This is a genomic window from Streptomyces sp. NBC_01474 (genome assembly GCF_035918215.1).
Lineage (GTDB): Bacteria > Actinomycetota > Actinomycetes > Streptomycetales > Streptomycetaceae > Streptomyces > Streptomyces aureus.
In genome coordinates this window covers 2,108,890-2,124,314 of sequence record NZ_CP109449.1, presented here as the reverse complement: position 1 = coordinate 2,124,314, position 15,425 = coordinate 2,108,890, and the positions used below count along the sequence as shown (strand labels likewise).

At 66.5% G+C, this 15,425-nt stretch carries 17 protein-coding genes and 2 pseudogenes; 5 read left to right on the top strand and 14 right to left on the bottom strand.

The window, feature by feature from the left end; translation table 11 throughout:
• Nucleotides 1-166: 166 nt before the first annotated feature.
• The 6 genes and pseudogenes from OG758_RS10200 to OG758_RS10175 form a co-directional block, all read right to left on the bottom strand.
• Nucleotides 167-640: a hypothetical protein gene (locus OG758_RS10200; protein ID WP_326709687.1), complete on the bottom strand. Its 474-nt coding sequence runs from the start codon at nt 638-640 to the stop codon at nt 167-169.
• A gap of 270 nt (nt 641-910) precedes the next feature.
• Nucleotides 911-1,162 (bottom strand): hypothetical protein, encoded by a 252-nt coding sequence (locus OG758_RS10195; protein WP_326709686.1) that lies wholly within the window; start codon nt 1,160-1,162, stop codon nt 911-913.
• Nucleotides 1,163-1,444: 282 nt separating this feature from the next.
• Nucleotides 1,445-1,837 carry a hypothetical protein gene (locus OG758_RS10190; RefSeq protein WP_326709685.1) on the bottom strand — a complete coding sequence of 131 codons (393 nt, stop codon included), beginning with the start codon at nt 1,835-1,837 and terminating at the stop codon, nt 1,445-1,447.
• A 69-nt stretch (nt 1,838-1,906) separates the two neighbouring features.
• A pseudogene (locus OG758_RS10185) lies at nt 1,907-2,014 on the bottom strand (tyrosine-type recombinase/integrase); the annotation flags it as partial.
• 325 nt (nt 2,015-2,339) lie between these two features.
• A complete protein-coding gene (locus OG758_RS10180) occupies nt 2,340-3,344 on the bottom strand; it encodes an IS3 family transposase (protein ID WP_326708051.1) in 1,005 nt (334 codons plus the stop codon).
• A 20-nt stretch (nt 3,345-3,364) separates the two neighbouring features.
• Nucleotides 3,365-3,748 carry a hypothetical protein gene (locus OG758_RS10175; protein WP_326708052.1) on the bottom strand — a complete coding sequence of 128 codons (384 nt, stop codon included), beginning with the start codon at nt 3,746-3,748 and terminating at the stop codon, nt 3,365-3,367.
• 97 nt (nt 3,749-3,845) lie between these two features.
• On the opposite strand from OG758_RS10175, the gene OG758_RS10170 reads away from it, so the two are divergent.
• The 4 genes from OG758_RS10170 (at nt 3,846) to OG758_RS10155 (ending at nt 7,752) form a co-directional block, all read left to right on the top strand.
• Nucleotides 3,846-4,280, top strand: coding sequence for a YrhB domain-containing protein (locus OG758_RS10170; protein ID WP_326709684.1), 435 nt, complete (start codon nt 3,846-3,848; stop codon nt 4,278-4,280).
• A 329-nt stretch (nt 4,281-4,609) separates the two neighbouring features.
• Entirely contained in the window at nt 4,610-5,425 is an 816-nt protein-coding gene (locus OG758_RS10165) for a sulfite exporter TauE/SafE family protein (protein WP_326709683.1), read from the top strand.
• 885 nt (nt 5,426-6,310) lie between these two features.
• The gene (locus OG758_RS10160) at nt 6,311-7,237 is read left to right on the top strand and encodes an immunity 49 family protein (RefSeq protein ID WP_326709682.1); all 927 of its coding nucleotides are present in this window, start codon (nt 6,311-6,313) and stop codon (nt 7,235-7,237) included.
• A gap of 215 nt (nt 7,238-7,452) precedes the next feature.
• On the top strand, nt 7,453-7,752 hold the full coding sequence (locus OG758_RS10155) for a hypothetical protein (protein WP_326709681.1): 300 nt from the start codon (nt 7,453-7,455) through the stop codon (nt 7,750-7,752).
• Between the two features lie 8 nt (nt 7,753-7,760).
• Here the strand turns inward: OG758_RS10155 and OG758_RS48925 are convergent.
• The 8 genes and pseudogenes from OG758_RS48925 to OG758_RS10120 form a co-directional block, all read right to left on the bottom strand.
• Nucleotides 7,761-7,871: pseudogene (locus OG758_RS48925) on the bottom strand (GNAT family N-acetyltransferase); the annotation flags it as partial.
• Nucleotides 7,872-7,893: 22 nt separating this feature from the next.
• Entirely contained in the window at nt 7,894-8,781 is an 888-nt protein-coding gene (locus OG758_RS10150) for an IS3 family transposase (RefSeq protein ID WP_326709608.1), read from the bottom strand.
• Nucleotides 8,778-9,077 carry a transposase gene (locus OG758_RS10145; RefSeq protein WP_114041739.1) on the bottom strand — a complete coding sequence of 100 codons (300 nt, stop codon included), beginning with the start codon at nt 9,075-9,077 and terminating at the stop codon, nt 8,778-8,780. The genes OG758_RS10150 and OG758_RS10145 overlap by 4 nt, the downstream gene beginning before the upstream one ends.
• 51 nt (nt 9,078-9,128) lie before the next feature.
• Nucleotides 9,129-9,620 carry a GNAT family N-acetyltransferase gene (locus tag OG758_RS10140; RefSeq protein ID WP_326709680.1) on the bottom strand — a complete coding sequence of 164 codons (492 nt, stop codon included), beginning with the start codon at nt 9,618-9,620 and terminating at the stop codon, nt 9,129-9,131.
• 476 nt (nt 9,621-10,096) lie between these two features.
• Entirely contained in the window at nt 10,097-10,309 is a 213-nt protein-coding gene (locus OG758_RS10135) for a hypothetical protein (protein WP_326709679.1), read from the bottom strand.
• A 503-nt stretch (nt 10,310-10,812) separates the two neighbouring features.
• A complete protein-coding gene (gene dctA / locus OG758_RS10130) occupies nt 10,813-12,180 on the bottom strand; it encodes a C4-dicarboxylate transporter DctA (protein WP_326709678.1) in 1,368 nt (455 codons plus the stop codon).
• A 195-nt stretch (nt 12,181-12,375) separates the two neighbouring features.
• The gene (locus OG758_RS10125; RefSeq protein WP_326709677.1) at nt 12,376-13,431 is read right to left on the bottom strand and encodes a tartrate dehydrogenase; all 1,056 of its coding nucleotides are present in this window, start codon (nt 13,429-13,431) and stop codon (nt 12,376-12,378) included.
• Between the two features lie 72 nt (nt 13,432-13,503).
• A complete protein-coding gene (locus tag OG758_RS10120) occupies nt 13,504-14,388 on the bottom strand; it encodes a LysR family transcriptional regulator (RefSeq protein WP_326709676.1) in 885 nt (294 codons plus the stop codon).
• 499 nt (nt 14,389-14,887) lie between these two features.
• On the opposite strand from OG758_RS10120, the gene OG758_RS10115 reads away from it, so the two are divergent.
• Nucleotides 14,888-15,307, top strand: a complete 420-nt coding sequence (locus OG758_RS10115; RefSeq protein WP_326709675.1) for a hypothetical protein — start codon at nt 14,888-14,890, stop codon at nt 15,305-15,307.
• Nucleotides 15,308-15,425: the final 118 nt, after the last annotated feature.

Genomic DNA, 15,425 nt, shown 5'->3' with positions numbered 1-15,425 from the left:
CCGTGCCCCATCCGTGCCCGGTAGGCCGGGAACTCACGGGGAACTGCGGTCACCAACAGGCAATCTGCATGGCGAAGGCCCCTGACCGATGTTCCTGGTCAGGGGCCTTCGACCTGCGCGGTGGGTGTGGGATTTGAACCCACGGTGACTCGCGCCACGACGGTTTTCAAGACCGTGTACGGATTGACGCTTCCAAAGCGTCGAGTGCGCCCACGGCCGCGTGGATATGAGCCGGGCCGCGACGCAACCGTTCTCCTGCGCACCACCAGAACAGTCGCTCCTGTGCATCCCCCCTTGGATGCATGCCCAGGCCATGCTCGGGGCACAGGGGCCACGCCTGCCACAGAAGCTCCATGACGGTCTCCTGCGCGGCGTCGGCGACGCTCGCCAGTGCAGAGGCAAGGCTGTCTTGTGAGTTCGGGTCCAGGCAATTGCCGTGCCACTCGCCGTTGGCCATGGCGACGTAGACGTCCTCCGGCTCATCCGCAGCGTAGGACGGAAGGGCCAGCAGTTGCAGGGTTTCCAGCTGGGGAAGCGTCACCGCCAGGTCCCGGTTCAGAAGGGCGAGAGCCTGGTCCCACTCTAGGTACTCGCCCGGCGAGACGCGGCGAGGCTCGGGGGGTTCGAAAAGAGCGCACATGAGCACCATCCTCCGCCACACCGGAGACAGCCCCAGTCGCTCAACAGCGTCGCCCTCTGCAAGAACCGCGTGTGACGGCTGACATCAGCGGCTGACACCAACAAGCACGAACAGCAGCGCTCGGCGGTGGACCTCAGTGGACGATCGGCCGAGGCGCAGGCCAGGTTGACCGGTGTCGACAGCCTCCTGTGATCGACCTGATAAGGATGAGGCCGGACATCAAACCCTCCGGTGCCGCAGCTTGATTCAGCCGCTGAGGCTCCGCCAACCTCACGCCGTGTCCGCCGCTGATGTCTCGCGATGCCTCCCACACGCCTTACCGCCAACCAGCAACAGCACAACCGCGGGGCAGGCCAGCCACCAGTGCCAATGCCGAACCGCTGTCAGCAACCAGACTCCGGCCGCCAACACGATGGCGATGTCCGGCACGATCGCGTTCCAGCGGCGCCGCAGCACCGACGTGACCAGGAAGAGCACCGCACAGACCTCGAACACGATGGGAAGCCAGAGGTAGAGGGTCACCCAGCGATCGTCGAGGATGCCGTAGAGGGGTGGCAAGGCGCCAACTGAGTCCGTGGGCAGCGAGCGGATACGGCGACAGCACAGGCCGCCGGTACTCACGTCCCTGACCGCGCCCTAGTGGCCCGCGGATCAGAGGGCCACATCACACCGTGAACAACGCTAGGGCCTGTCTATACGCACTTCCTTGGGCCCCACGGTACGGACGAGTTGTGGCCCCGCTGATGTACGCACGACGGCGCCCTCGGCCGCAGAAGAGTCAGCCAGGCTTTCAAGTCACGTCGGCTACGGCCCGGCTGTCGGCGGTGCGGGAGGGGGCGCCGAGCCCGGAGAGTTCTCGGACGGTTGCGAGTCCGAGAAGAGCCCAGTGCTCGGAGCGGGCGTGACGTGGTGCTCCTCCACGGTGGGGCGAGTCGTCCACCACAGCAGGGCCATGATCCCAACAGCGCACGCACCACCAACGAGCAGCCCGGCTGAGAGGTGCCGCGGGGAGCGCGCCATGCGCAGCCCCAGCCAGCCGATGCACGCCACGGCGAAGACCGTGATCGTCGAGTCGAGGTCACCGTTCCTGTAAGCGATCAGCAGGGCGTCGGAGTCGGTGAACAGCACCAGGAGTGTTGCGTAGAGCACCGCGACGACCGCGCACGATCCTTCCAACAGACGCAACACACGACTCATGCGGATCTCCTCCCCCTGCCGACCGTAGCGGTTGGCAGCCCCCAGTCATACCGGTGGGGCCAGATCAACTCGGTAGATCAGCGCGGCGCGCGAGGTGCTGTGGCCCATCCTCGTCATCAGCTCCCGCAGGCTCGCCCCGGAGGCGGCGAGGTTGTTCCCCGTGTGCCGAAGGTCGTTCGTACAGTGGCGCGCTCCACCTGGACGCCAGGAACCACGCCCGCTCCACGGTGTGTGGGCCAACGGCAGACGGGATGGGAGCTGGGGTGGACAGTGGGCTGAGGCAGCGGTGTGAGACCGCGCTTGAGACGCGGTCCAGGCATGTGCGACTGGTCCGTGGGGCTCGAAAACCGGTTGCGCCGTGGTGAAAGATGAAGGGCGTGGTCACCAAGGAACGCGCCGTGGAACTGGTCGAGGCCCTGCTTTCGAGGGAGCGGCAGGAGTCGCCATGGATGGCACGGCTGCCCGAGCGGAAGATTTCAAGTCCAGTGAGACGGTCGTGACGCTATGAGGTTTGTGGTGCGGGTTCCTGGCGTTTGGCCGGGTCGTTGATCCAGGCGGTCTGGGGTATCTCGGGTGGTCGGGGGCGGCGGCCGAAGCGTTCGGGGTGGCGGGCGTATGCCTCGGCGAGGGTGACCGCGCGCTGGTCGCGGACCTCTTCGGCGGTTCCGAAGTGGACGGAGGCGGGGGTGTGCCAGCCGATGCCCGAGTGCCGGTGCTCGTGGTTGTAGTACGCGATGAACGCGTCGAACCACTCGCGGGCGTGGGCCAGCGAATCGAACCGTTCGGGGTAGTCCGCCATGTACTTCGTGGTCTTGAACTGGGCTTCGCTGTAAGGGTTGTCGTTGGAGACCTTCGGCCGCGAGTGCGACCGCGTCACGCCCAGATCGATCAGCAGCTGGGAGACCTTCTTGCTCGTCATCGAGGTGCCGCGGTCCGCGTGCACGGTCTGGGGCACGATGCCGTTGCGGGCGATGGTCTCGCGGATCAACTCCTCGGCCCGCACGGCCGATTCGGCCCGCTCGACGGTGTGGCCGACGATGTACCGGCTGAAGATGTCGATGATCACGTAGGCGTGATACCAGATGCCCTTGACCGGTCCGGACGCCTTGGTGATGTCCCAGGTGAACACCTGCGAGGGCCCGGTGGCGACCAGCTCGGGCACTGCCTTGGCGGGATGGGTGGCCTGTCTTCGGCGCTCGCCGGACTGATCCTGCTCGCGCAGGATCCGGTACATCGTCGAGACGGAGCAGTGATAGCGCCCGGCATCCAGCTCGCGGGCCCAGATCTGCGCGGGCGCCAGCTCGGCGTACTCGTCGCCGTTCATCAACTCCAGTACCGCGGCCCGCTCTTGGGCCGTCAGGGCCGACGGCTGCACCTGCGGGGCGCGTGCTCTGCGTGGTGGCGGGGGCCGGAGCCGGCGGTAGTGCGTGGCGCGGGAGCGGCCGGTCAGCCGACAGGTGGCCGTGATGCCCAGCTGAGCCTCGACGCCGGTGAACGCCTCGTCCACGACAGGGTCGGCGGCGGGCTTCAGTCCGCGCTCTCGGAGAGCATGTCCAAGAGCGCGGAAGCTTTTCCCATGACTTCCAGCGCGGCCTTGTTCCGGGCCAGTTCCTTCTCCAGCCGTTCCACCTGGCGGCGCAGCTTCTCGTTGTCTGCCTCGGCGGCCGACTTCTTCGGACGGGCCGGGCTGGTGCGCTTGTCGACCAGCTTTTCCAGGGCCCCGGCGTCCCGCGCAGCCCGCCATTCCTTGACATGCGAGTGGTACAGGCGCTCGCGGCGCAGGACCGCGCCCTTCTCGTTCCTGGGTGCGGCGTCGTACTCGGCCACGATCCGCAGCTTGTACTCCGGGCTGAAGGAACGGCGCTTTGGCCTGGGAGCCGGGTCGGATCCGGCGGGCTTGGTGCTGGTCATGAGGGGGTGGTTCTCCTGTCGTGCCCTCTCAGGCTAACCCGCCGAAGCGGAACGTCTCACCCAAGGCTGACAGAGAGGGGAGCTCGCTGTCCTCGACGTGAAGGAGCACGCGCTCGGGTGGCTGGTCACCTGGCAGTCGGTTGAGTACATCCGCAGCCGCGATAGCGAGAAGATGTTGGTGGGCAGCGGGCCCTATCTGGTGGACCGCCAGGATGGGAGCATCCACCATATTCCTGTCACCACATACGTCGGTGAGGGCTGGGAGGAGCTCTATCTCCAGCAGGTCAGGGGGGTCCGACCGCCCGATCCGCTGATCACGGCTGTCCGGGCACTCGTGCACTCCGACGGGACGATGGCCGCGATACGCCACCTACGGAAGCAGGCCCCCCTGTTGAGACCACAGCAGGCGAAGGCCTATGTGATGGCCGTCTGGGACGGAAACGAACCTCCGGAGGAACTGGTCAGCCTCACTCGGAAGCCGGAGAAGTGTCCTCCATTGCCCATCACGACGCTGGCGGGCCGGGCTTGGTAGCGGTCCGGCAAAGGCGGGGCACCCTTGTCAAGACCACGTGCGGCGGCTGACACCAGCGGCTGACACCAACAAGCGCGAATAGCAGCGGTCGGCGCCGGACCTCAGTGGACGATCGCCCGAGGCGAAGCGGCCGTTGGTCGACGTTGGCTGACCCCCGTGATCGACCTGACAAGGATGAGGCCGCTGATTCAAATCGGGGGTTGCAGTTGGGGAGGCTGGCGGGATGGTTCAGAGGAGCCGACGAACGGTGAACAGGTCCTCCGGACCTTCGCCTGAAGGCTGGCCTGTGCCGTAGCGATCTCGGCCCTCTGCCAGGGAGGATGCCCGCCATGGCCATAGACCAGGATCTTGCTCCCGCATGCTCGTCGCGCTCGATGCCCTTGGCATTCGTAGCGGGAGGCGCCGTCGGGATCCTCGGCGGGATGATCGGTTTGGGCGGCGCGGAATTCCGGCTGCCGCTCCTGATCAGCCTGTTCGGGTTCGCAGCCCTGTCAGCGGTAATCCTCAACAAGGCCATGAGTTTGGTCGTGGTCCTGGCCGCGCTCCCTGCCCGCCTGGCAGCAGTCTCGGCGTCCGAGTTGGCTTCGCACTGGACGATCGCCGTCAACCTGCTGGCGGGAAGTCTGTTGGGCGCGTGGGCGGGAGCTACGTGGGCGGTCCGGATGCGCAGCTTCACCCTGTACAAGGTGCTGGCCGCGCTGATGGTGCTCATGGCCGCAGCCCTGATGATCACCCACGCCACGGCCCTGGGAACGCTCTCGCTGCCGCTGTGGGCGCAGGTGCTCAGCGGAGTCCTGGCAGGCTTCGGTATCGGTGTAGTCGCCGCGATCATGGGCGTGGCCGGGGGCGAGCTGCTGATCCCGACGATCGTGTTGCTGTTCGCGGTCGACATCAAGACGGCCGGGAGCCTGTCCCTGCTCGTGTCGTTGCCGACCATGCTGGTGGCCTTCGCCCGCTACAGCCGCGACGGAAGCTTCGCGGTGCTGCGCGCCAATCTCCCCTTCACCGTGGTCATGGCCGGAGGCTCGATCGCAGGTGCCCTGCTGGGCGGCCTACTGGTCGGCGTGTTCTCCGAGTTGGTTCTCATCCCCGCCCTGGCCGTCATCCTGCTGATCTCCGCGATCAAGCTTGCCCGCCACGACTGACCGCTTGAGTGTCCGTGCCCCTCGCGTGCCTGATCCACCGGGGAACCTCGGGGAACAGCGGTGAGCCACGGTCAAGGTCAAAAGAGAGAGCCTCTGACCTGTCTTGCTGGTCAGAGGCTCTCAACCACTGTGGTGGGTGTGGGATTTGAACCGACGATGACTCGCGCCACGACGGTTTTCAAGATTGCTCACGACCTGGGCCCCCATAGAGACTCCAACGCCCGCGGGGTAATCTCCCGGCGGAGGGGTGCCATGACTTCGTGGATCATGTTGGCCTGCGGATGCTTGTTGGCATCCCTGGGAATGCTGACCTTGAACGGTCGGCATGGAGCGCAGTACAGGCATCCGCGGAAGGCTGGTTGGGGCTTCATCTTGATTGGTGCCGGCTTTGCCTTGGACGGAGTGCCGAGGCTGGTCGGCTGGTCCTATGAAGTGGGCGCGGACCTCGCTGGCGTAGCCATGATTCTTTGCGTGCTCGGCGGGGTGCTTCAGATCCTCGGCAGGCCAACGCGACCGAAGCGGCGCCGGGCACTGGATGATCGGGACGCTGGTTGAACTGCTCATCCCGCCACTGGTCCTCCAGGTCGAGTTAGTGGTGCTTGTCAAGAACGCGTGCCGAAGCTGACATCAGCGTCTGACACCAACGAACGCGAACAGCCGTGGTCAGCGCTGTACTTCAGCGGACGAACAGTGAAGCTTCTCCAGTATGCCCAGGACCATGCCCGACCAGCGGAAACTCAGGGACTACAGCCGGAAAGGCAACGGCTTCCAACCTCTGCTTGGTTCGTCAGTCGCGCGGAGCTGCTCCCTGCAACTGCCAGGCCTCTCGGGCGTGGTCACGGCTGGGTACCTGCGGTGTCAGTGGCGGCTGCCAGGATGACGCTTATGACGATCAAGGACGTAGCCCGGCATGACGTGAGTGAGCCGCGGATCGAACAGGCGCTGGAGAACATCTGGCGGCGGGCCCGCAGCCGCTGGCACACGATGCAATACGACTGCTACTCCGATGAGGTGCTGCAGGGAATGCGCGACGAACTCCTCGACCACATAGCCGCCCGCACGGTGGCGGACCCCGAGCCTGGCACCGCCCCGTCACGCATCATCCTGCGCACCGCGGCCGAGTGCGCCCTGGGACTCCTGAGCCTGGGCTGCTACCCCAACGGCGACCAAGAGATCTCCTTCACCCTCATTGACGAGAAGCTCAGCAGCCAAGACACAGACTTCGAGGCTGTGGTGGAGCAGGCGGCCACCGCGAGGACCTGGCTGGACGCATTCGCTTTGTCTGTGATCAGCGGCATGGTCTGGGAACAGCGCCTGGTCATCGGGCTGCTGCTCCGCGGCGACTATGCGCCTGACATCCGTAACGGTGTGCCGCACTCGAAGCTGCAATCGAAGTCGGACCCGGGCGAGCTGGCGGAGATGGACGCCTTGTGCGGCTACCTCACCCAGGCCGAAGGGCATCTGCCCCGGCACTGGCCGTCGGTAACGCTGTGCAAGCCGAATGCCGGCGAGCGCACCGATGCAAAGCGGCAGCTGGACACTCTCGATGCGCTGACGCCAGATCAGCGCCTCCTGCACGTGCTTTTGGAGGATGACCAGGTGGCCTTCGAGCAAGCCCTGGAGCATCGTCTTGTCCAGCACCGGGAGAGCGCACCATCCGATGCGGCGCCCCGCAGCCTCCTGCCGCACAAGACCATCGCCCTGGCCGCCCTCGCAGTCCAAGCACACGGCTGGGACTTGCGCGTCCAATCCGCCTACCTGCCGCAGGCCATGCTGAGTGCCCCCGAAGGCACGCCGTCGGCCAGTTGCTGAACCTGTGCCCTCACCACTGTCTCGAGTGCTGCCTCAGCATGAGTCTTGACGGCCGACCGACTGGCTCGCCTGGTCTACGCGGTGTTTCCCGCCGGTTTTGCCCGATCCGGGGCGGACGACAAGAGGTTCCGGAATGCCAGGGCACCAGCAGGCCGGCCCACAGATGTTCCGTAACCGTCCTTCCCGGAGCACTCGAGATGTGTGGAAGGCTCGTGATGCTGGCCGAGACCGAAGCACGACTCGCGGATCTGTCCACCACTCGGAAGGTCATCGCGGAACTCGCACCGGCAGGAGACGAGCCCGCTGTTCCCGAGACGAACACCGTCTACCAGGCCATCGTGAACGCCTTCAACCAGCACCCCGACCAGGTCTTCTGTGTCCGTGGGCTGCACGAACTCCTCGGCATGCCTACCGGCGAACCGTCCATCAACGTCACCCGCAGCCGCCTCGGACGCCTCACCCGCCAAGGCTTCCTCACTCAACCCGGACGAGGCCGCTACCAGAAACGGACTTAACGCCGCTCTTAGCGGGCTGGAATCGGGAGGGGCGAAGGCCGCCACTCTCGCCTGATCAACCCGAACACCCACGAGTCGGATACCTCGCCGTTCACGACGCAGTCTTCCTGAAGCTTCCCCGTGATCTTGGACACTTGATCTCTATGCTGCGAGGCCGTGTTGGTGCCGTTGCCGGGTCTCGGCTGGGGTGAGGTAGCCGAAGGCCTTGTGCTTGCGTAGTCGGCGGCGGTTATAGAACGTCTCGATGAAGTCGAAAACGTCGGCGCGGGCGGTGGCCCGGTCGGGCCAGACTCTGGTGCCGATCTCTTCCTTGAGTAGGGCCCAGAAACTCTCCGCGGCGGCGTTATCGAAGCATGATCCGGTGCGTCCGCAGCTTTGCCGGAGGTTCAACTCGCCTATTTCACAGCGGAATTGACTGCTGGTGTATTCGCTGCCGCGGTCCGAATGCGCTATGCAGCCGGGCCGGAGCCGCCCACGGCCGGCGGCCATCTTCAGGGCATCCACGACCAGGTCTGCGCGGTGGTGGTCGGCCATCGAGTAGCCGACGACCTCGCGGGTGGCCAGGTCCAGCCAGCAGGCGAGGTAGAGCCAGCCCTCGGCGGTCGGGAGGCAGGTGATGTCGCCGACCAGCTTCGTGCCGGGGATCTCGGCGTGGAAATCCCGGCCGATCAGGTCCGGCGCCGGCTTCGCCTTCTTATCCGGCCGGGTCAGCGACCGCCGCCTGCGGCGATGGGCTCCCTGAATACCGTGTTCGCGCATCAGGCGGGCGACCCGCTTGCGGTTCACACGCCGCCCCAGACGCCGCAGCTCGGCATGGATGCGCGGGACGCCGTAGGTCTGGCGTGAGCCGACGTGGATGACGGTGATCTCGTGTACCAGGGCCTCGTCGGCGGCCTTGCGGACTGATCGGGTCCTGGCCGCGGCGAGCCAGGCGTAGAAGGAGGAGCGGGCAACCTTCAGCAGCCTGCAGAGGAAAGCGACGCCGTGGGTGGTCTTCTCCGCCTCGATGAACGCGTACGTGTCGTTCACCGATCGCTCTCCTTCGCGAAGAAGACCGCGGCTTTTCGCAGCACCTCGATCGTCTTGGCCTGCTCGACGTTCTGCCGACGCAGCCGCCTGAGCTCCTCGCGCTCGGCCGTGGTGAGCTCACCCGGGGCTCCCTCGCCCCGATCTGCCTTGGCCCGGCGATACCAGCCGCGCAGGGACTCGGAGCTGATGCCGAGATCCCGGGCGACCGCCGTGACCGTCTTGCCCGAAGAGTCGACGAGCGCGATCGCGTCCCGCTTGAACTCCTCGGTGTACCGCTTCGTGTACTTGCTTCCCACCTGGCGCTACTTCCTCTGGAACCTCAGGTCCCAGTCTCCAGGTGTCCACGATCAAGGGGAAGGTTCATCCCGCAACGTCCCTTCGCGCACGAATCCGATCTTCTCCAAGACCCGGGCAGATGCCAGGTTGCGCGTATCGGTCTCGGCCTGAACTCGATTCAGGTCCAGTGTGTCGAATGCCCACTGCAGCAAGGCGTGCGCGGTCTCCGTCGCGTAGCCGTGGCCCCACATCGCTTCGTCGAGGACGTAGCCCAACGATGCGCTGCGGTAGTCCGGGTTCCATTCGGTCAGACCGCACCAGCCGACGAAGGCCCCGTCGGAGGCACGGTCGATGGCCACCCGTGCCCCGGTGCCTTCGTCCGCCATCTTCCGGCACATCGCGATGAAGCGATTGGCGCGGGCCCGTTCGTTCCATGACGGGGAATCCCAGTAGCGCATCACGTAGTTGCTGCTGTGCAGCGCGAAGAGGGGGGCCGCGTCGGCGTCGGTGAAGGGGCGCAGTCGCAGGCGAGCGGTGTGCAGGATGGGGGTGGCCAAAGTCATGGGCACCATCCTGCGTCCTCATGAGGCAGGCAGACACCGAATATCCGATCCGCTCCCGGTCCGGTCCTCACAGCCAAGGCATCGCCTACCAGCAGACCGTGCACGCCTTCGACCAACTCCCCGGCCGGGCATTCCGGATCTACGAACGGCACGACTACATGGCCTGCCCGCCGACGATCCGGACAAAGCCTCTACCAGAAGTGGACTTAACGGCCTCTCAGACTCTGGGCTATGTCTGGGCCGGGGTGCGACCTTTGAGTAGGCGAGGGCCCTGCCGCCGGTTGTATCCGAAGGACACATGAGGGTCTTGAAAACCGTCCTGGCGCGAGTCACCGTGGGTCCAAATCCCACACATACCGCGCAGGCTGAAGGCCCCTGAGCAGCAATATCGGTCGGGGGCCTTCGTCCTGCATGCTGCCTGCTGGTGACCGCGACTCCCCGTGGGTCCCCGGTCTATCGGGCACGGATGGGGCACGCTACCCGCGTGGGCTGGGGACTTGCTTCCAGCCGTCTACAGACCGGGTTATGAACAGCATCCGGTAGACGTCACGGGTCCACACCGTGGCGCCCTCCCCGTGCTCGGCGAGTTCCGCGAACGCCTCCTCCTCCGAGTCGTAGTGATACTTCCGACCCTTCGCGCTCCGGATCATCCACTCTCTGTCGGGTAGCCCTGCGAGTCCCATAGCCACGACGATCGTCCCCTCCCCTTGCGTGGGCGAGATCGTAGCTCGTCACGCTCCAGGTCGGTTGACCCAACCTGGGCGATACATCGATGCCTACCTCAACCCACCACTCACCTCAGCTCCCATCTCGTCCGCCGTCGACCAACAAGCAACACGCCGGACTCCATTGTCCGCCCCCCCGGGCCAACGGGTCTGGCCCGCCCACCATCAGGAGGTTCAAAAGCGGCCGGGTCTTGAGAACGCTGGGCGACCAAGTGACCCCCGCCGAGGCCGATCCCATGCCAGCGGGCTGCCCGGCCGGCCATGAGCTTCACGATCGCCGGGCAGGCGCCAGAAGGCCCCCAGCCTGGCGAGACGCTGTCTCACGAAGTTGGTCTGGTGGGCCCGGCCGGACTTCTCCTGCCGGGCCCACCGCTGTGCGTACGCATGGGCGTACGGCTCGCCCGGACCGCCGGCGCGACTGGATGCGGCCCGGGACGTGGAGGTGAGGCGTTGGGGATGCCTCGGGGTCATGCCTTGGCGAGTGCCGGTTCGGCCTCGGTGTCGTGTGGTTGTGCCGCGGCGGGCTCTGGAGTTCCTGTGTGCAGGACGCGGTTGACGCGTGCGGTGTCGAGGACGTGTTCCCAGCGGGCGACGACGAGGGTGGCGACGCTGTTCCCGGCGAGGTTGGTCAGAGCACGGCACTCGGACATGAATTTGTCGACGCCGAAGATCAGCATGATGCCGGCGGCGGGCACGGTGCCGACGGTGGAGAGGGTGGCGGCCAGTGCGATGAACCCGGCGCCCGTGATGCCTCCGGAGCCCTTGGAGGTGAGGATCATGACGGCGAGCAGGCCGAGTTGCTGGCCGAGGCTGAGGGGTGTGTCGGTGGCCTGGGCGATGTAGACGGCGGCCAGAGACAAGTAGATGGAGCTGCCGTCGAGGTTGAACGAGTAGCCGGTCGGCACGGTCAGGCCGACGACGTCGCGCCGTACCCCGAGTCCTTCGAGCTTGGCCATCAGGCGCGGCAGCACGCTCTCGGAGGAGGAGGTGCCCAGGACAATGAGGAACTCCTCGCGCAGGTAGCGCAGCAGTCGGAAGATGTTGATCCTGAGCAGGGCCAGAACGCCGCCGAGGACCACGACGACGAAGAACACCGAGGTTCCGTAGAACAGCCCGATGAGCTGGCCGAGGCTGGTGAGTGTGGAGATGCCGTACTTGCCGATGGTGAAGGACATTGCGCCGAAGGCGCCGACGGGTGCGGCCAGCATGATGTAGTGAAGGATCTTGAACACCACGGCGCTCAGCCGGTTGATGGCGTCGACGATCGGGACTGCGACGGGTCCCACGGCTTTGAGGGCGATACCGAACAACACCGCGAAGAAGATGACTTGAAGAATGTTGCCTTCAGCGAAGGCGCCCACCGCGCTGGAGGGCACGATGTCGGTGAGGAAGTGCCACCAGCTCTGGCCCTCGCCGTCCTTGACGTATTGGGCGGCGTCGCCCGACAGATGCAGTTCGCCGGGGTGGGCGTGGACTCCGGCGCCCGGCTGGAAGACGTTGACAGCGATCAGCCCGACGGCCAGGGCGGCCAGGGTGCCGGCCTGGAAGTAGAGCAGGGATTTGAGGCCGACCCTGCCGACACGGCGCAGGCTCTCGACCCCGCCGATGCCGGCCACGATCGTCAGGAAGACGATCGGCGTGATGAGCATCTTGATGGCGGACACGAAGGTGGTGCCGACCGGCTCCAGAGCCACGCCGACGCTCGGCCAGAGCCAGCCGGTGAGGATGCCGCAGACGATCGCGGTCAGGACCCAGAAGTACAGCTGCTTGTACCAGGGCTTGGACGGCGGTGTGACAAGAGACGGGCTGGAGGCGGGGGACGCGGTTGCTGCCATGGCGTTTCTCCTCGTCGAGGAACGTGGACGCAGCCGGGACGCGGGCGGTCTTCGGGGCGCGGAGACCGGTGGGGAGAGGGCGCGGCTCGGTAGCGGACAGATACGGGTGCCGTGGGTTCGGCGCGGGATGGTGGTCCTGCGGCGGGCAGGCCGGGGCGGAGTCGTCCGTGCCGCCCTCGGCCCTGTGGGAACCGGTCAGAGAAGTTCGAGGAGCTTCTCTGCGAACTCGGTGGTCGTGGCACTGCCGCCGAGGTCGGGCGTGCGGACGTCGGTCTTGGCGAGCACCGCGGCGATGGCGTCGGTGACCTCCTTGGCCGCCTCGGGGTGGCCGAGGTGGCCGAGCATCATGGCAGCCGACCAGATCGCGCCGAGCGGGTTGGCGACGCCGCGGCCCGCGATGTCCGGCGCCGAGCCATGGACTGGCTCGAACATCGAGGGGAACTCGCGCTCCGGGTTGAGGTTGGCAGCCGGTGCGATGCCGATGGAGCCCGCCACGGCGGCGGCCAGGTCACTGAGGATGTCGCCGAAGAGGTTGGAGGCGACGACCACATCGAAGCGGGCCGGGTCGAGGACGAACTTCGCGGCCAGCGCGTCGATGTGCTCCTGGTCCCAGGCCACCTGCGGGTGGACGGCGCCGCGCTCGGCGACCAACTCGTCCCAGAACGGCAGAGTGTGCACAATGCCGTTGGACTTGGTGGCCGAGGTGAGCTTCCTGCCGCGCTGCGCGGCCAGCTCGAAGGCGTAGTCGAGGACGCGAGTCACGCCGCCACGAGTGAACACCGACTCCTGCACGGCCATTTCCTCGGGGAAGCCCCGGTTCAGCCGGCCGCCGATCTCGCTGTACTCGCCCTCGACGTTCTCGCGTACGACGACGAAGTCCACCTCACCGGCCGCGGCGGCGCGCAGAGGGCTGGCGACCCCCTCGAAGACCCGGATCGGCCGCAGGTTGACGTACTGACGGAAGCTGCGGCGGATCGGGATCAGCAGTCCCCACAGCGAAATGTGGTCCGGCACGCCCGGGTAGCCGACCGCGCCGAGCAGGATCGCGTCCTTGTCGCGCAGCTGGTCGAGGCCGTCCTCGGGCATCATCGCGCCCTCACGGACGTACCGCTCGCACGACCAGTCGTAGGAGGTGTAGGTGAAGGCGAAGCCGTGGCGGGCGCCGACGGTGTCGAGGACCTGCTGGGCGGGCGGCAGGACCTCGGCTCCGATGCCGTCGCCGGGGATGAGTGCGATGTGGTGGTCGGTCATGTGCCGATTCCAGCAATCAGGCCACGAGGTCGTCCAAGACGCTCTGCCGATCTGCCTTATAAGCCTGTCCTATCAGTGCTGAATGGCGGCAAGTGCGCAGGTCAGGAACGCGCTGGCGGCTGGGGACTGCTCCGCCCGACGGCTGACCAGCGCAATCTGCAGCGTCGTCTTCGGCTCGATATCCAACACCAGTGCGCCCGCTTGCTCGGCCGTCGTGCGCCAGGACTCGGTGACCACCGCCAGACCGACCCCCGCGAGGACCAGCGGAAGAATGGCCACCCGGTGCTCGGTCTCCGCCGCGATGGCGAACCCGATGCCACTCTCGCGCAGTCGATCGACGTACGCGCGCATCCCGGTGCCCCGCTGGCCGACGATCAGGCGCTGGCCGGCCAGTTCCTCGCAGGCGACCGGCCGCCCCGCCGGGAACGGCCCGTCGGGAGGGGTGACCAGCACGAAACGCTGCTCCCCGACAGCATGCGAGATCACCTCCTTGTTGGTGAGCGGACCCGACGTGGCAAGGAGCCCCAGCTCGGCGGCGCCGGTGCGCACCATGTCCACGACATCGCGTGCGGTGAAGGCGGCCCGGATGTTCACCGACACCCCGGGATACCGGCCGCTGAACGCACGGATCATCGTGGTCAGAGGCTCCACGGCCTGAGACGGCATCGCGGCAATGTCCAGTCGCCCCTGGCGCAGTTCGTGCACGGCCGCGACGCTGGCGCGGGCCGTCTCAAGGCTCCGCACAGCCGCCCGGGCCGGTTCGATCAACGCTGTCCCCGCCTCGGTGAGAACAGCCCGGCGGCCGATCCGATGGAACAGAGTGCTGCCCAGGTCCCGCTCCAGAGCCTGAACAGCCTGGGAAAGCGAAGGCTGAGAAAGGTACAGGGCTGACGCCGCCCGGTTGAAACCTTCGTGATCCACAATCGCAAGGAAATACTCAAGCTGCCGGATATCCATGACCACCATCCTCCACAGCGCTGAAGAGCGTCTCGCCCCGGCTGCTCGCCCGATGGCGGGCCGGCGGTGGTGCGGGTGTCGACCGTCAGGGACGAGTCGCGGTAGCTGAGGCCCAGCTGCCGGGTCACCTCGCCGTGGCGGATCGCTCCGCGGCGGACCTCCGTCGAGATGCCGAGCGTGAGCTGGTAGGCCAGTGTTTCGGCTCAGCTGCCGCCCCCTTCGTACCCGGTGTTCCCGTGGGTCCCGCATGACCTGGCACGCATGTTGCTCGGCGCTATCGAACTGAATGGGCATCAAAGTGTGTTGCCCGCCTGGCAATTCACCTCTCGCAGACACCAACCGACGGGCCGCGCCGCACGGTCTAGATCAACTGCTCATCCACCGGACGGCCCAAGGCGACCGACCGCTCCTCGGTCGCAACTGAAAGAGTCACGTTCTCAAACTCGTTGGTCCAGCCCCCGCGAGCAGGGGCGGCCAACCGCGGCGCTAGCGTTGTCGCGTGGCCGACTTCTACGAACTCCAGCTGGCCCTGGATCTCCCGGATTCCGCAGAGTTGGGTCTGCTCCGGTGGCACCTGGGCGAGACACCAGAAGACAAGGAACCGGACAGCGATGAGGAATATCCACTACTGACCGGCACAGGCCCCGCGCAGCGCATCGGTGGGGCGCTGATCGGCATGCTCCAGCGCGGGCCTCGCGGCTGTTCCTTGCTGGCACGTCAGGAGGTGCACCCCGACGACTTCGCACGCCTGCGGCATCTCCTCAAGTGGATCGCTGCACGGACAACGACCGTGGGCGCCATCGGTTATGTGCGTTTCTATGAAGACCACATCCCCGACGTACTCGTCGTCGAATCCGGAACCGTTCGTCAGGTCCCCCTCGAACTGGCCCCGAGAACCGACGAACTGCTCCCGGACTGAGGTTCAAGCGGGACTCTGGATGACTGGGTGGAGGAGCTGAGATCCCCTGGACGCGTGTTCGCGTGGCAGCCGTCGACAGCCGCAGCCGGCCGTACGCCTTTGCGTTCGCCGGTGACAC

Coding starts and splice junctions, on each gene's coding strand:
- OG758_RS10165 (WP_326709683.1), top strand. CDS start 4,610: ATGGCCATAGACCAGGATCTTGCTCCCGCATGCTCGTCGCGCTCGATG.
- OG758_RS10175 (WP_326708052.1), bottom strand. CDS start 3,748: ATGACCAGCACCAAGCCCGCCGGATCCGACCCGGCTCCCAGGCCAAAG.
- OG758_RS10200 (WP_326709687.1), bottom strand. CDS start 640: ATGTGCGCTCTTTTCGAACCCCCCGAGCCTCGCCGCGTCTCGCCGGGC.
- OG758_RS10120 (WP_326709676.1), bottom strand. CDS start 14,388: ATGGATATCCGGCAGCTTGAGTATTTCCTTGCGATTGTGGATCACGAA.
- dctA (WP_326709678.1), bottom strand. CDS start 12,180: ATGGCAGCAACCGCGTCCCCCGCCTCCAGCCCGTCTCTTGTCACACCG.
- OG758_RS10160 (WP_326709682.1), top strand. CDS start 6,311: ATGACGATCAAGGACGTAGCCCGGCATGACGTGAGTGAGCCGCGGATC.
- OG758_RS10140 (WP_326709680.1), bottom strand. CDS start 9,620: ATGACTTTGGCCACCCCCATCCTGCACACCGCTCGCCTGCGACTGCGC.
- OG758_RS10190 (WP_326709685.1), bottom strand. CDS start 1,837: ATGAGTCGTGTGTTGCGTCTGTTGGAAGGATCGTGCGCGGTCGTCGCG.
- OG758_RS10125 (WP_326709677.1), bottom strand. CDS start 13,431: ATGACCGACCACCACATCGCACTCATCCCCGGCGACGGCATCGGAGCC.
- OG758_RS10155 (WP_326709681.1), top strand. CDS start 7,453: ATGCTGGCCGAGACCGAAGCACGACTCGCGGATCTGTCCACCACTCGG.